Genomic DNA, 15877 nt, shown 5'->3' on the forward strand with positions numbered 1-15877 from the left:
AATCCAGAGAATGATGTCGCGTCCGAGTCGCATCTGCGACCTCCTTCACAGACCGGCGTGATTGCATTCATCCTGGTGTGCCGCTCCCCGTTTAGCCGCGGCCCAGCATGTCGCGGCGCCAATTGCGAGCGTCGAGGCCGTGAAAAAGGCGAGGATCACTCCAACTTTGCGCGCGCGGTCGGCGCGTTCTCGCTCCTTTTCGGCGTCAGCTTTCATTTCGACCGCTACCTCTGCAATTCGCCTCTCTGCATCGGGCGGGGAAAGCGACGTACGTGCCGAGAGAACGTTCACGAGATAATCGCGGTCGCGATCCTTGAAATCGCCGCTGGGCGACATTGCAACAATATGGTCGACTACCCTGGGGGTGCTTTCGTCGATTTGGGCGCCCGTGTCTTTGATGTCGCCATCGCCTCGAAGCAGCCATTCCGAAAACCTTATGTGCGGCTCGGGATTTCGCGTGGGCTCCATTTTCGATTTCGACGTCATTACCATGTCAGACGTCAGCGCCGTTCCAAGGATAACGACTAAGGCCCAGACCGCAAGTCCATGCATGCCATCTCGAAAACGCGCCTCTGTGGAAGGTACGGATGTTGGGCTTCTGACACGCCCAGCGGCATAGCCCCCAGCGAGAAACGTCAAGACCGTGACCCAAAGAACCCAGAGCCCTAGTCTTACTGCGTCATAACTTTCTTTGCCGCGTTTGTGGCTCGATCAGCGTTGCGCAGCATGGGCATCGAGACAGAGTGGTTACGACCGCGACGATCAATCTTCGGCGCATCGTCGCGATTGAGTTTGGGACATGGCGTTCTGTTCTCAGCGGCAGAGCCTCGGGGTCGGCGACTGCCGGGAACGGCAGGTTTCTTGAACAAAGGGGTGGAACGAGGTCCTGAGGGGGGAATCGTCTCCCTCTCGGAGACAAGGAATCCGTAAGCCGCGATGCATAGGGTTGCATGGTGGTGGAAGCCCCGCCAACCTCGCCCTTCGAAGTGTCCGAGTCCCAACTCTTGCTTGAGCTCCTGATAATCGCGCTCGATACGCCAGCGCAGTTTGGTAATGTCCACCAATTTGCGGAACGAGATGTCTTTCGGAAGCGTTGAAAGCCAATATTTCGTCGGCTTTTTCTCGCCGCCGGGCCACTCGATCAGCAGCCATTCTTCAGGCCGGCTTTCCGTGAGCGTGTAATCGCGATGCGCGACGCGAACCCGCACGCGAGCAAAGCGCGAGCACAGAGGGTCAGCCGTCCCCTCCCGCCACTCGATGCTTCGCCATGCGCGCTTCGGCAAGCGGAGAGCGAGCTCTTCGGCCGACACCGGTTTATGCTTCTCGTCACGACGAAGGAGCTTTGGTCGTCGGCCATGGCTCGACCATTTCTTCGGCGGCAGCGGTCCTGTGCCGGGCATCCACATCGTGGTATTCGGCAAGATGCCGGCCACATAGGTCAACTCGAGCGCACTGATGCCGGCACGTAAATATGTGTTGCAGCCGTAGCCGGCATCCATCAGCACCACACCGCGAGGCAACCCGGCCTCGCAGGCCGCTTCGATCAGTTTGAGCGCGATCTCGGGTTTGGTCTCGAAGTCGATATCTTCCGGCACGCCCGTCTTGCGACGACGTTCGTCGTCGGTTGCCCACTCTTGTGGCAGGTAAAGACGCCATCCCACCGGCAGGCTTGCGTGATGATTGGCGAGCGATAGGGATACTGCGACCTGGCAATTGTCCTGCTTGCCCAGTTGCCCACAATATTGCCGCGCCACGCCCACCGAGTGCTCTCCCTTCTTTGGAAAGCCGGTGTCGTCAATGATCCATGCTTCGATCGGTCCGGGCCTCTCGATCGCCGGCAAGACCATCTCGCCCACCTTGGCCAAGACCCTTCGGTCCGACCACGGCGACTGGCCAACGAAATGCAATAACGACTGATGCTGCGCCGCTGTTCGCTCCGGCGCCGTCATTGCCGCTATCGGCTCAACGCTCTTGCGCTCGCTGGGCATGATCAGGCCTTGGCAATAATCCCTCAGCGGACCAGCCCGGTCCGCGTGCCCGATCACGCTCGAGAGACCTTCAACATAGGCAGTAAATCGCGCCAGTGAAGCGTCGATCGATTGGCGATCCATACCAGCCTCTCTTGCTGATAGTTGAATCTCAAGCCATAATTGATTCGTGACGTTGGGAAACCGCGACTTTCTGACTCAGTAAGACTAGGGCCCAGTAGTGAAAGAGGGGTTTGGGACCATTATATGGATTGGAGATTGAGAGTCCGATTGCGGCGCCGAACGCCGAGGCCAGCAAGGAAGACGCAAGAGCGACAATCGACCCAATGACGATTGCGCCCCAATCGATATAGGCATGTGATTCATGCGCGGTCGCCAGACCTTCCTCGCCCATCGGGCGGATGTCTTCTTGGGGCATGGGATTCTCCTGAAAGGGGTCTCAACCTCTAACGAATGCCGAAAAACGATAAGATCGCCATGACGACAACCACCAAACCTACAAGGTATATGATTTCGTCCATACTCTGGTCTCCGTGAAACGTCTATGAGACGCCAATTCCTGGCGCTTGGGGCGCGCCGCTCTCTCTCACAACTTGGCTTTTGACAGTTTGTTCCGCGTCAGGCCTTCTCGACTATTTGCCGATCGCAGCGGCCAAACAAAAGGAATGGCGAACGAGGAAACAGGGCAATCGTACCGCATATCAGGATGCAATTGCAAAAAAGTTTCTAGACGCCCGGTTCGTTGGAACATTTTTTTAGGAGAGGCGTTAAAGCGCTTGCTAAGCCTTGGAGGAAAAGCATGAAGGAGTTTGTCATCCCCGTGGCTTTTGCCGCTACAGCGCTCACCTTGTCGAGGCCGATCGCGCATGCGGAAGGGGAAGCGGGTGGTTCGCGCGCCTTCTTGAAGGCGCTTCCGGCAGATTCTCTGCTTGTGTCCAATGTTTACGCGCAGTCGGTCTACGACGCGACTGAAAAGAAGGTCGGAAAGATCGAGGACTTGCTGCTTGATCGAGGGGGAAAGGCGCAAGCGGCGATAATTTCGGTTGGCGGATTTCTCGGAATTGGCGACAAAGAGGTCGCGGTGCCGTTTGAGGCCATCAGAGTCATCGAAAAAGGCAATAAGAGCTGGTTAGAGATCGACGCGTCGAAGGACGCTCTGAAATCGGCGCCGGCCGTGATGTTGGATAAGGCTAAGGGAATCTGGTCCGTTAAGGACTGATTTGCTTTTCGCGTATCTGCAATGGAGGATGGACGATGGATTGGGATTACATTGAAGGGAACTGGAAGCAGTTCGCCGGAAAAATCAAAGAAACCTGGGGCAAGCTGACGGACGATGATATTGCAGCCGTAAGCGGTAAGCGGGAACAGCTCGAAGGAGCTCTTCAACAAAAATATGGCTACGCGAAAGATAAGGCGAAAACGGAAGTCGATGAATGGATCGCCAGGCACAAATAGCCTCGTCTGTCGCACCGCTTACGCGCGTTTCTCGCGCGTAAGCGCGCCTCAAAAAAAAGGAGGTCCTTTCATGCGTTCGAGAGTCATCCCCCTGGTCGTTTTTGGATTTTTGACCTCGGCATACGCCGAGGAGACGAAGTGGGCGCCGCCTAACGTTGTGGGAATGCCGGGTTACCACGAGAGCGTCGAGGCTCCGGCGCCCAAGAGCGAGATCATGAAGTGGGACATTGTGGCTGGAAATTGGAAGCGTTTAACAGGCAGCATTAAGCAAAAATGGGGGCAGCTCACTGACGACGAGCTCACCGAAATCAACGGCCAGCGCGAGCAATTGGAGGGACTGCTCCAAGCAAAATATGGTTACTCGAAGGCGCAGGCCCAAAAGGAAATTGACGACTGGATTCCGAAGCTAGCACATTGACGCAAGTTTTTCGTGCGGGGGACGCCTATTTCGCTGCCGCTCGAGGTGGACTGCGCGTGGAGCTCTAATTGGCCAGCGCTCTTCGCCCCAGTTGGAATGGTTCTCGCACGCTCATCTCGGGCCAGCCCGCGAGGCCGGGCGGGCCTCGCTCCGGGCGTGGCTTCGCAGCGCTTCGACGGTGCGTGCCGGTCAAGATCAGCGGGGCGGTCGGTGGCTCCAAAACTTCGCGCGCGTCGGATCGCATCAGCATTCCTCGTCCTCGGCCGGAACGGGATAAAGGCCATCCAACGACGTCTTCACATGCTGACGGAACGCCTCATTGCAAGCGCAGGATTTCTGCTGCAAGGCGCTCGGGTCCTTGACGCAGATCATCCCGCGCTTCGTCTCAATAATACCTTCCGACTTCAGCGCTTTGACGACGCGGGTAAAATAACTGCGTCCAATTCCTAACATCTCGGCAACCTGGTCCTGAGTCAGACGAAACTCATGCTCACCCGTGCGATCCATGGCTGAAAGCAGCCATTTGGCGGTTCGTTGCTCTATTGTATGCGCCGCGTTACACGCCACGCCTTGAAATAGCTCCGCAAGGAGGCAATCGGCATACCTCGCGAACAGGCCCTGGATCACCGGGGAACGCGCCTTGGCGGCTTCGAGCGCCTTTGTCGGGATGCACAAGACACGTCCAGGTAGCTGCACTTCCGCGCGCGCATATGCGGGCAGTCGACCCTGGCTGACAATGCCGCCGACCGCACCCTCGCGGCCGACCAACCCGACATCCACCGTCTGGCCACGCTCAAGCACGACGAGAAAGGAAACAACCGTCGCTCCGCAGGGGAAATAGGCGTGCGTCACCTCGTCCCCTGGGTCATAAAGACGTTGCCGAGGCGCTGCGTGCCGTTCCTGTAGGTAGGGCGTCAATAAAGACGCTTCCTCCGGGCGGAGCGCCGCCAGCAGGTCGTTCTCAATGGCTCCGCTGGCGCTCGGATTTTTTTGCATGGCGAGAAACGCTGCGTCTCGACATTGAACCTCTCCTGAGGTGGGAAGTTCGCAAGCGCCAAAAATAAATGTTCCTGTACGGCACAGAAATGTGCAGAAGTGAGCAGACAGGCGCCCGCTCGGCCTATTGGATGGGCGGTTCCCCGTGGCGTACCGGAGCCTCTCGCCGTGCAAGTCCCTCGCGCCCAACCGAGGCGCCGCCTATTACTGTTCGCTGTCTGTATTCTGGCCTTTGCAGCCCTGGCGGCGGTCCATGTTGAAACGAGCGAGCGAAACGCCCGGCTGGCGCGGCAATCATTTGCTGTCGAGAGCGCGATAACTCAGCTTTGGGCGGATTTTCAGAGCGCGGCCTGGGGCGCAAACATTTCTCCTTTCACAGCGGATGACCGGGCCCTCGCGTCATTTGAACTTGTTATACGCAATATGGAGCAGGAAATCGGGAACCTGCGCGATTTGGTTTCCCGCGATCCGGAACGCCTACAAACCATGGAGCGGCTACAGGCCGCGATCGATGAGCGGCTCGCGCTGCTCAAAAGCCGCGTAAAGGCGGCCCGAGCGGGGCGCGAGGACGCGGTCCTGGGCGGCGCCCTTCGAGAAATGCGGGTTCCGCAAGAAGCGGTAAACTTGCTCGTCCAGTTGGCTCAAGACGAGCGCCAGCTCTTTCAAAAGAATCAACAAGCTTATTTTGAAACGTCCTGGCCCCTGGAAATTGCGCTTGGCTTTTTGTTTTTCATGGTGGCGGGCGCGGGCCTACATATCCTGTTAGCCTCGGAACGACGAATAAGCGCGCTCGAAGCCTCGACCAAAAGACTCGGCGACGAACTGATGGAACAATCGCGGCAGCATATCGATATCGAAGCTCGCCTGCGACAGGCTCAAAAGCTCGACGCGTTAGGTCATCTTGCCAGCGGCGTCGCTCATGATTTCAATAACATGCTGGCGATCATCGTCGCAAGTCTGAATCTCCTGCGACGCAAGTTGGGAAGCGCCGCGAGCGAGTGTGAAATGCTTGTCGACGCCGCCGAAGAAGGCGCCAACAAAGCGGCGCGACTCGCAAGCCGGCTTCTCGCTTTCTCGCGCGAGCAACCGCTGGATCCGAGAGTCATAAACGTCAATGAATTGATTCTCGGGATGTCGCTGATCTTCCGCCAAATCGTTGGCGCGACGATCACCGTTGATTTCGCGCTCGCGGACGATCTATGGAATACCTGCCTGGATCCTCATGAACTTGAGAATGCGCTCGTCAACCTCGCGGTGAATGCGGCCGATGCAATGCCAGGTGGCGGAAGTCTCGTCATCAAGACCGAGAACGTCGTTGTGGGAGAAGCCGACGGCTGCTCCGGCCTTAGGCCCGGGGCCTATGTAAAGATTTTTTTTGCCGATACGGGAAAAGGGATGGCGCCAGACGTCGTTGCAAGGGCGCTCGAACCCTTTTTTACGACAAAGTCCGCTGCAAAAGGCACCGGTCTCGGCCTCGCCCAGGTGCACTCGTTCGTGAAGCAATCGAGGGGAGAAATTTTGCTTGAGTCGGAGCTCGGCCAGGGGACGAACATCAGCATGTTTTTCCCTCGCTTTTTAGGTGTGAGCGAGCCCTTTGCACCGTCGGCCGACCTTAAGCTCGCAAGGTTTGGAGAAGCCCTGCTTATCGTCGATGACGACGTCACGGCGCGGCGCCTGCTTGTCCTTGCAGCACGAGAGCTTGGCTATATTGTCTATGAGGCTGGCAGTCCGGATGTTGCGCTAAAACTCCTCGAAGAACATTCCGAGATTGCATTGCTGGTGACCGATCTTGTTTTACCCGGCATGGATGGATCCCGATTAGCGAAGGAGGCGATCATCGATCGGAAGACCCTCTGTGTTATTTTTATCACAGGTTTTTCAAGGACGTACCTCTTCAGTCAGAACATTCGCGCTGAGGGCGTTCTTTCAAAGCCGTTCAGCTTGCATCAATTTGCAGACGCAGTTCGGTTGGCGCTGGATCGTAAGGGCCAGCCTCCCGAGCTCTCGGCGGAAGGTAACGCTGGTCAGACGCCTGACGCGATTGTTTGAGACCGTATGCAGCCCTCGCGCAGTGGAATCGCAGCTATTCCGTCGCTTAGGGTATTTTCGCCCGCATGCCAGAGACCCACCTTTCCAGTTCTTCGGCGGATGTCTTTTGCGCCTTGGAGACGCGAGGAGCGGAACCGGAGGCCCCGAGTCGGTGTCGGCGCTCGCGCCCAGACTCTACGGAGGTTCCGAAGCTGCGTGTCTTGCTAAGTCGCGCCAGCGCATTAGCTTACGAGCGTAGCCGAGGCGCTCGTGAGCGTAGCCGTAACTACAGCGCAAGATCACTCCCCACTTGGAAAGGTGCTTCGTGACTCAACCAACGGATCGCCGGGAGGCGAAAGTTTCGTTGCGAACAGACCAGGGCGGACCAGCTGATGCGCCTGTATCTCAGATAGACCCATTTCCTCAGGCTCAGTTGAAGCAGCTTCTATCAGCTTTGCTGTCCTTCCGCGACGGCGACTTTTCGATACGGCTGCCAACGGATTGGCAGGGGCCCCACGCGAAAGTCGCTGAGGTTTTCAACCAAGTCGCGTCTCTCCAGGAGAACGTCGCGCGCGAGACGATTCGTCTGAGCAAAGCCGTCGGCAAGGAAGGCCGGCTTAAGGAGCGTATGTCGATGCCCGGGGCGATCGGCGGATGGGCCAAAAAAATCGACGCCTTCAATATGTTGTTGGAAGATCTCGTGCGTCCGACCACGGAGATCGCGCGCACAATTGGCGCTGTCGCGAAAGGCGATCTTGGCGAGTCGATGGAGCTTGAGGTTGACGGTCGGCCGCTCAAGGGCGAGTTTTTGCGCTCGGCTAAGCTCGTCAACGCCATGATCGAGCAACTGGCCGTTTTCACTTCCGAAGTTACCCGTGTCGCACGCGAAGTAGGGACGGAGGGAAAGCTTGGCGGTCAAGCACAGGTTAAGGGCGTTTCGGGGGTCTGGAAGGATTTAACGGAATCCGTCAACCAGATGGCGGGAAATCTCACGGCGCAAGTGCGCAATATCGCCGATGTGACGATTGCGGTGGCGAATGGCGATCTGTCGAAGAAAATCACCGTCGACGTCCGGGGTGAGATTTTGCAGCTCAAGGAGGCCATCAACACCATGGTCGACCAGCTGCGCTCGTTTGCCTCCGAAGTGACACGCGTTGCGCGCGAAGTTGGAACGGATGGAAGGCTCGGCGGACAGGCGGTTGTGCCCGGCGTAGCAGGGACGTGGAGCGATTTGACCGACTCCGTCAATGCGATGGCGACGAATCTGACGGCGCAGGTAAGAAACATCGCGCAAGTAACGACGGCGGTCGCGCGCGGCGATCTGTCACGCAAGATCACCGTGGATGTGAAAGGAGAGATCTTGGAGCTGAAAGAAACCATCAACACGATGGTGGACCAGCTGAACGCATTTTCATCCGAAGTGACCCGTGTCGCGCGCGAAGTCGGCACCGAGGGTAGGCTTGGCGGACAGGCGGCGGTTCCTGGCGTCGCCGGGACCTGGAAAGACCTTACGGATTCGGTGAATTTTATGGCCTCGAATCTGACCGGTCAGGTTCGCAATATTGCAGAAGTGACGACGGCCGTGGCGCGGGGGGATCTCTCTCGTAAGATTACCGCTGACGCCAAGGGCGAAATTCTGGCGCTCAAGAACACTATCAACACCATGGTCGATCAGCTGAACGGCTTTGCATCCGAAGTGACGCGGGTCGCTCGGGAGGTCGGGACGGAAGGAAAACTCGGTGGCCAGGCCGCGGTCCCCGGGGTTGCGGGCACGTGGAAGGACCTGACCGACAACGTTAATTACATGGCCTCCAACCTTACGAGCCAGGTGCGCAACATCGCCGAGGTCACGACGGCCGTCGCGAACGGCGATCTTTCAAAAAAAATCACCGTGGACGTGCGTGGAGAGATACTCGAGCTCAAGGTTACGATCAACACCATGGTCGACCAGCTCAACGGTTTTGCAGCCGAAGTGACGCGCGTCGCTCGCGAGGTGGGCACGGAAGGAAAGCTTGGCGGACAGGCAGGCGTTCCAGGCGTGGCCGGCACGTGGAAGGATCTCACCGACTCTGTGAATTCCATGGCCTCGAACCTAACGGCCCAGGTTCGCAGTATCGCGGACGTGGCGACGGCGGTCGCCAATGGCGATTTGTCGCGCAAGATCACAGTCGATGTGAAGGGAGAGATTCTCGAACTGAAAAACACCCTCAACACCATGGTCGATCAGCTCAACTCCTTTGCCGGGGAAGTAAGTCGGGTCGCGCGCGAGGTTGGCACGGAAGGCAAGCTCGGCGGCCAAGCGGAGGTGCCAGGCGTCGCCGGCACCTGGAAAGATCTGACTGATAACGTCAATTCGATGGCCAATAATTTGACCAATCAGGTGCGTAATATCGCTGAAGTCGCCACAGCGATCGCGCAAGGGGATCTTTCCTCGAAAATCACGGTGGAGGTGAAAGGAGAAATTCTCGCTCTTAAGAACACCATCAATACCATGGTCGACCAGTTGAACGGCTTCGCTGGCGAGGTGAGCCGAGTCGCGCGCGAAGTCGGCACGGAGGGAAAACTCGGAGGGCAGGCGGCGGTCCCGGGCGTCGCCGGCACATGGAAGGATTTGACCGACAACGTCAATCAGATGGCCGGCAATCTCACGGCGCAGGTCCGCAACATTGCGGAAGTCACAATCGCGGTGGCGAATGGCGACCTCTCGAAGAAAATCACGGTCGACGTTCGCGGCGAGATCTTGCAGCTCAAAGAGGCCATCAACACCATGGTGGATCAATTGAGGTCCTTCGCAGCCGAAGTGAGCCGCGTCGCGCGCGAGGTTGGCACCGAAGGCAAGCTCGGCGGACAGGCTGCGGTGCCGGGTGTTGCGGGAACGTGGAAGGACCTGACCGACAACGTCAATTCCATGGCCTCGAACCTGACAGGCCAGGTGCGCAACATCGCAGACGTGGCGACCGCGATCGCTCGGGGTGATCTCAACCGCAAAATCACGGTCGACGTGAAGGGCGAAATCCTGCAGCTGAAAGAGACTATCAATACGATGGTCGACCAGCTTTCCGCCTTCGCTTCCGAGGTGACGCGCGTCGCCCGTGAGGTCGGCACTGAAGGCAAGCTCGGCGGACAGGCGGTGGTGCCGGGAGCGGCCGGCACCTGGAAGGACCTGACGGACAACGTCAATTCCATGGCCAGCAACCTGACCGACCAGGTGCGCAATATCGCCGAGGTGACGATCGCCGTCGCCGACGGCGATCTCTCCAAAAAGATCACCGTGGACGTGCGTGGCGAGATTTTACAGCTCAAAGAAACCATCAACACGATGGTTGACCAGCTTCGCTCCTTCGCTGCGGAAGTCACGCGCGTCGCGCGTGAGGTCGGCACGGAAGGCCGACTTGGCGCACAGGCGGTGGTGCCGGGAGCAGCGGGCACGTGGAAGGACCTGACTGACTCTGTCAACGCCATGGCCTCGAATTTGACCGCTCAGGTGCGCAACATCGCTGAAGTGACGACAGCGGTCGCGCGAGGGGACCTCAACCGCAAAATCACGGTCGATGTGCGCGGGGAGATCCTGGAGCTGAAAAATACGATAAATACAATGGTCGATCAGCTCAACGCCTTCGCCTTTGAAGTGAGCCGGGTCGCGCGCGAGGTCGGAACTGAGGGCAAGCTCGGTGGACAGGCGCAGGTCAAGGGCGCGGGCGGCACTTGGAAGGATCTGACCGACAATGTCAACTCGATGGCGTCCAACCTGACCGACCAGGTGCGCGGCATCGTGAAGGTTGTAACGGCCGTCGCCAACGGCAATCTCAATCGGCGCCTGACCGTGCAAGCCAAAGGCGAGGTCGCCGCCCTCGCCGACACGATCAACAATATGACCGACACGCTCGCAACATTCGCTGACCAGGTCACGAATGTGGCGCGCGAAGTGGGCGTCGAGGGGCGCCTGGGCGGTCAAGCCAATGTGCCTGGGGCAGCCGGCACCTGGAAGGATTTGACCGGCAATGTCAATCTATTGGCCGCCAATCTCACCAATCAGGTTCGCGCGATCGCTGAGGTCGCCACCGCCGTCACGAAGGGGGATCTCACGCGCTCCATTCAAGTGGAAACCCGCGGCGAAGTGGCAGAGCTCAAGGATAATATCAATGCAATGATATCCAACCTGCGCGAGACGACGGAACGCAATCGGGAACAGGACTGGCTGAAGACAAATCTGGCGCGCTTCACCGGACTGCTGCAAGGCCAACGCGAACTGACCACTGTCGGGGAAACGTTGTTGAGCGAACTCAGCCCGCTCGTGCGCGCCCAACAGGGCACAATTTATCATCTGGACGGGGCAAATGGCACGGCAAAGCTCAGGCTCCTCTCAAGCTACGCGCACCCCGGCAAAGTCTACGAAAGCCTCGAACTCGGCGAAGGTCTCGTGGGTCAATGCGCTGTCGAAAAAAAGAGAATTCTCCTTTACGAAGTTCCCTCGAAATTCCTGGGCGTGTCGTCTAGTCTCGTTAAAGCTTCGCGCGTTAGCATTATCGTGCTTCCGGTTCTCTTCGAAGGCGAGACGAAAGCCGTGATCGAGCTCGCGACGATCAATCGTTTTTCCGATGTCAATTTGGCGTTTCTCGATCAGTTGACGCTCAGCATTGGCGCCGTCTTCAACACGATCGAAGCGACCATGCGCACCGAGGGCTTGTTGGAGAAGTCTCAGCAGCTCACGGTTCAACTACAGTCTCGGCAAAGCGAGCTGCAGCAAACAAATGAGGAGCTGGCGACGAAAGCAAAGCTGCTTGCTGAGCAAAATGCCGAAGTTGAACGCAAGAATGCCGAGGTGGAGCAGGCGCGCTTTGCTCTGGAAGAAAAAGCCGCTGAGTTGGCGTTGACATCCAAATACAAATCGGAATTCCTGGCGAATATGTCGCATGAATTGCGCACGCCCCTGAATTCGATCCTGATTCTCAGCCAACAGCTGGCCGAAAACGCTGCCGGGACCTTGTCCGAAAAGCAAGTCGAGTTCTGCCGCAACATCAATTCATCGGGCTCCGATCTTCTCAATTTGATTAATGATATCCTCGACCTCTCAAAAATCGAATCGGGAACCGTCACGGTCGAAATTGAAGAAATTGCCTTTGCGAAACTGCGGGAGACCCTTAACCGTACCTTTGGCCATGTGGCCGAAGCGAAAAAGCTGCCATTCCACGTCAACTTCGCCGAAAATCTGCCCCCAAATATCGAAAGCGATCCCAAACGGCTTCAGCAAATCCTCAAAAACCTCCTGTCGAACGCCGTCAAGTTCACAACGCGCGGCCATGTCGACTTGCGCGTGGAGCTCGCGACAGAAGGTTGGAGCCCAGACCATCCAATTCTAAGTAAATCGCAAAATGTTGTCGCCTTTATTGTGGAGGACACGGGGATCGGCATTGCGCCTGACAAGCAAAGGCTGATTTTTGAAGCCTTTCAACAGGCCGACGCCGGGACCGCGCGCAAATATGGGGGGACGGGGCTGGGTCTGGCGATCAGCCGCGAGCTCGCTTTTCTCTTGAAGGGCGAGATCAAATTGGAGAGCGTGCCTGGCCAGGGAAGCATATTCACGCTGTTTTTGCCGCTTCGCTATCCGGGCAATGGGGCTGCGCCAATCGGAGAGCATTCCGCTTTGGCTTTTGACGCGCGCCGCGCGCCAGGGTCGACCGCCTTGCCCTTTATTCGAGAGGAGCCCATTGAGGATGATCGGGACGATGGCGCCGACCGTCCCATCTTCCTGATTGTCGAGGACGACTCTCACTACGCGCGGATACTTCTCGGACTCGTCCGCGAGAAGGGCTTCAAAGGGATCGTCGCCACGAGAGGCGCCGCCGCGCTTCAACTTGCCCGTCAATATTCGCCCTCCGCAGTTTCTCTCGACATCTTCCTGCCGGACATGCTGGGCTGGACCGTTCTGCACCATCTCAAGCATGATTTGGCCATGCGTCATATCCCCGTCGTTATTATTACAATTGAAGAACAAGGTCGAGAAAAGCTCGCTCATGGGGCCTTTGCCTATCTTGTGAAGGAGGGCTCTATTGACAATGTGAGCGCCGCGTTCGACCGGGTTAGAGACTTTACGGCAAGAAAGATCAAGCGCTTGCTTGTTGTGGAGGACAATGACGTCGAACGCCGGTCGATGCTCGAGTTGCTCAGTCACGATGATGTGGAAATTGAGACCGCCGCAACAGGCGCGCAAGCGATCAGTATTCTGGCGACGGCAAGTTTCGATTGCATGGTTCTCGATCTTCGCCTCCCCGACATGTCTGGCCTGGAGCTGCTAGATCAGAAAAGGGATGATCCGCGCTTCAAGTCGCTGCCAGTGGTCGTATTCACAGGCAAGGACTTGTCGACCGAAGAGACCGCTCGTTTGAACACCGTGGCGAAAAGCTTGGTGCTCAAGGATGTGCAGAGTCCCGAACGGCTGCTTGATGAAACTGCTCTGTTTCTCCACCGCGCCACAACGGCTCTCCCCAAAGAGAAGCAAAACATGCTTCAGCGGTTGTGGAGCTCGAATGAGGCGTTGCGCGATCGGAAGGTTCTGATCGTCGATGACGACGCTCGAAACATTTTCGCACTCACCGCGCTTCTGGAAGAGCGCGGAATGGAGGTAAGCAGCGCGACAAGCGGGCGGATGGCAATCGAGAAAATCGCGAGCCGACCCGATTTGGATATCGTGCTGATGGACATTATGATGCCCGACATGGACGGATATGAAACCATACGCCAAATTCGAGAGGATCAGCAATACGCGCGGCTCCCGATACTCGCTTTAACGGCGAAAGCCATGAAAGGCGACCGCGAGAAATGCCTCGCCGCGGGCGCCAGCGACTATATCTCCAAACCTGTCGACACGGATCAACTTCTGTCGCTTCTGCGGGTTTGGTTGTTTCGGTGATGGTTTCTGATGACTCAAATCGCCGGGCTGAGGGACGGCCGCCAGGACTCGAGACGCGCACGGACGCTGGGATGAGCAGGATATCGAGAGCGACGCCGCCAATGGAACGCGATACGGGTTCTGGCGGGGCGCACCCGGAGCGCCGCGGCAATATCGAAGATGCGAGCGTCGCGACGGATGCGACGCCCGTCAATATTCTGATCGTTGACGACGAACCCAGAAATCTTTTCGTCCTGGAGACCATCCTCGATGATCCCAGTTATCGACTGGTTCGGGCGGAGTCCGCGGAACAGGCTCTGTTTGCGCTTCTCGCTGAGGAATTTGCGCTTCTCATTCTCGACATACGAATGCCGGGGGTGAACGGGTTTGAGTTGGCGCGGTTGGTGAAGGAGCGTCGAAAATCGGCCGACGTGCCAATCATCTTTTTGACAGCCTATTATAACGAGGATCAACACGTCATCGAAGGCTACGGATCTGGCGCTGTAGATTATCTCCTTAAACCCATTCAGCCGGCGATTCTGCGGTCGAAGGTGCGCGTCTTCGTCGAACTTTATCGAAAGCAGCGGCGTCTTGAGATCGCCAATCGCACGCTTGTCGCGGAAATTGCCCGACGAACGCAGGCGGAAGGGCAGCTGCGCGAGCTCAATGACACGTTGGAGCAGCGCGTCCAGGAGCAGACGGCGGCTTTGAATAATTCGCTCCAGCGGCTACAGGCGATCCATGACGGGTCGCTCGAATATTTGATTCTGTTGCAGCCGGATGGACGTCTTCTTGAAGCCAATCGAGGCGCGCTTGAGTTCGCTGGCGTGGCGTTCAACGATATGGTTGGAAGGACGCTCTGGGAAACGGTTTGGTTTCAGCCTGATCCTGAGGCAAGCGGCGTCATTCGGGAGGCTGTCGCCCGTGCGGCCGTCGGCGAGGAGCTTCGTTTTGAACTCATCCTCGAAAACTCCAAACAGGAATCAAAGACGCTGGATGTCATGATTCGACCCCTTGCGAACGGACATGGCGAAGTTGCATTGCTCCTGTTCGCCGCCCTCGACATCAGCGCCCGGAAGGCCGCCGAACAATCTGTGCGCAGCAGCGAACGTCGTTTGCGCGAAACCCTCGATAGCTTGCCGGTCGCCGTCTATGGCGTCGACCCAGATGGACGACTGACGGATTACAACCCTGCGTGCGTCGATTTGGCGGGGGTCGTCCCCGAGACCGGCGTGACACGATGGTGCGTCAGCAGCCGCCTGTTTGATACGAACGGCGCGCCCATGCCAATGGAAGCGAGCCCTCTTGCGACGGCGCTTCAATCGAACCGTTCGATGCAGGGAATCGAATTGATCATCGAGCGGCCAGACGGTTCGCGACGTTGGGTTGCAGCCTATCCAACGATCATGCGGAGTGCGGAAGGCGACATCACCGGCGGAGTGAATATTCTCGTCGATATTACCGACCGCAAGCTGCACGAGGAACGGGTCAACCTGTTGATGAATGAGGTGGACCATCGCTGCAAAAACATTCTAGGGGTGGTCCAGGCCATTGCGCGCCAGACCGTTCTGGGCGGGTTGGACGATTTCGTGCCGCGCTTCTTCGAGCGCATCATCGCCTTAGCCGCGAGCCACGATCTTCTGGTTGAGAGTCGATGGTGCGGCGCGGACTTGTCCGATCTCATTCGCGCCCATCTCGACCACTTTGACGGCGCGTTGAGATCGAGAATTGCGCTGGCCGGCCCCTCCGTTCGATTGTCAAACGCCGCCGCGCAGACAGTTGGGATGATCTTGCATGAATTGGCGACGAACGCCGTTAAATATGGCGCGCTTTCGACTGACACAGGAAGGGTTGCAATCTCCTGGCGCCTGTTGGACGGTCGGAAGTTTTCGCTCGCCTGGCAGGAACGCGAAGGCCCTTCCGTCACGGAGCCGACGCGGCGCGGCTTTGGCTCGACGGTGATCAAAGCAATGGCGGAGTCAAGCTTCGCTGGGGCGGTTGACCTGACGTTTGGGGCCGAAGGCCTCAGTTGGCGCCTGGTCTGTCCCGCCGCGAAGATACTTGAGAGCGCGGACTAACGCGCGGAAATGTGTGGAGGTACCA

At 57.9% G+C, this 15877-nt stretch carries 10 protein-coding genes; 6 read left to right on the forward strand and 4 right to left on the reverse strand.

The window, feature by feature from the left end; all coding sequences use genetic code 11:
* Positions 1-45: 45 nt before the first annotated feature.
* From RVU70_RS21030 to RVU70_RS21040, 3 genes are all read right to left on the reverse strand, one after another.
* A complete protein-coding gene (locus RVU70_RS21030; RefSeq protein ID WP_363352402.1) occupies positions 46-552 on the reverse strand; it encodes a hypothetical protein in 507 nt (168 codons plus the stop codon).
* A 119-nt stretch (positions 553-671) separates the two neighbouring features.
* A complete protein-coding gene (locus RVU70_RS21035) occupies positions 672-2111 on the reverse strand; it encodes an IS701 family transposase (RefSeq protein WP_363352404.1) in 1440 nt (479 codons plus the stop codon).
* A gap of 28 nt (positions 2112-2139) precedes the next feature.
* Entirely contained in the window at positions 2140-2406 is a 267-nt protein-coding gene (locus tag RVU70_RS21040) for a hypothetical protein (protein WP_363352406.1), read from the reverse strand.
* A gap of 381 nt (positions 2407-2787) precedes the next feature.
* Between RVU70_RS21040 and RVU70_RS21045 the strand changes: the two genes are divergently transcribed.
* The 3 genes from RVU70_RS21045 to RVU70_RS21055 all read left to right on the forward strand — a co-directional run bounded on the left by RVU70_RS21045 (position 2788) and on the right by RVU70_RS21055 (position 3861).
* Positions 2788-3207, forward strand: a complete 420-nt coding sequence (locus tag RVU70_RS21045) for a PRC-barrel domain-containing protein (RefSeq protein ID WP_363352408.1) — start codon at positions 2788-2790, stop codon at positions 3205-3207.
* 35 nt (positions 3208-3242) lie between these two features.
* Positions 3243-3443 carry a CsbD family protein gene (locus RVU70_RS21050; RefSeq protein ID WP_363352410.1) on the forward strand — a complete coding sequence of 67 codons (201 nt, stop codon included), beginning with the start codon at positions 3243-3245 and terminating at the stop codon, positions 3441-3443.
* 70 nt (positions 3444-3513) lie between these two features.
* Positions 3514-3861 (forward strand): CsbD family protein, encoded by a 348-nt coding sequence (locus RVU70_RS21055; protein WP_363352412.1) that lies wholly within the window; start codon positions 3514-3516, stop codon positions 3859-3861.
* Between the two features lie 243 nt (positions 3862-4104).
* Here the strand turns inward: RVU70_RS21055 and RVU70_RS21060 are convergent, their stop codons facing one another.
* The gene (locus tag RVU70_RS21060) at positions 4105-4857 is read right to left on the reverse strand and encodes a Crp/Fnr family transcriptional regulator (protein WP_363352414.1); all 753 of its coding nucleotides are present in this window, start codon (positions 4855-4857) and stop codon (positions 4105-4107) included.
* 168 nt (positions 4858-5025) lie between these two features.
* Here RVU70_RS21060 and RVU70_RS21065 point away from each other — a divergent pair, with 168 nt between their 5' ends.
* From RVU70_RS21065 to RVU70_RS21075, 3 genes are all read left to right on the forward strand, one after another.
* Entirely contained in the window at positions 5026-6906 is a 1881-nt protein-coding gene (locus tag RVU70_RS21065; protein ID WP_363352416.1) for an ATP-binding protein, read from the forward strand.
* A 304-nt stretch (positions 6907-7210) separates the two neighbouring features.
* Positions 7211-13795, forward strand: coding sequence for a HAMP domain-containing protein (locus RVU70_RS21070; RefSeq protein ID WP_405044898.1), 6585 nt, complete (start codon positions 7211-7213; stop codon positions 13793-13795).
* A gap of 101 nt (positions 13796-13896) precedes the next feature.
* Complete coding sequence (locus RVU70_RS21075) at positions 13897-15852, forward strand: response regulator (protein ID WP_363352418.1); 1956 nt, start codon at positions 13897-13899, stop codon at positions 15850-15852.
* Positions 15853-15877: the final 25 nt, after the last annotated feature.

The organism is Methylocystis echinoides, from assembly GCF_040687965.1.
Classification (GTDB): Bacteria; Pseudomonadota; Alphaproteobacteria; order Rhizobiales; family Beijerinckiaceae; genus Methylocystis; species Methylocystis echinoides_A.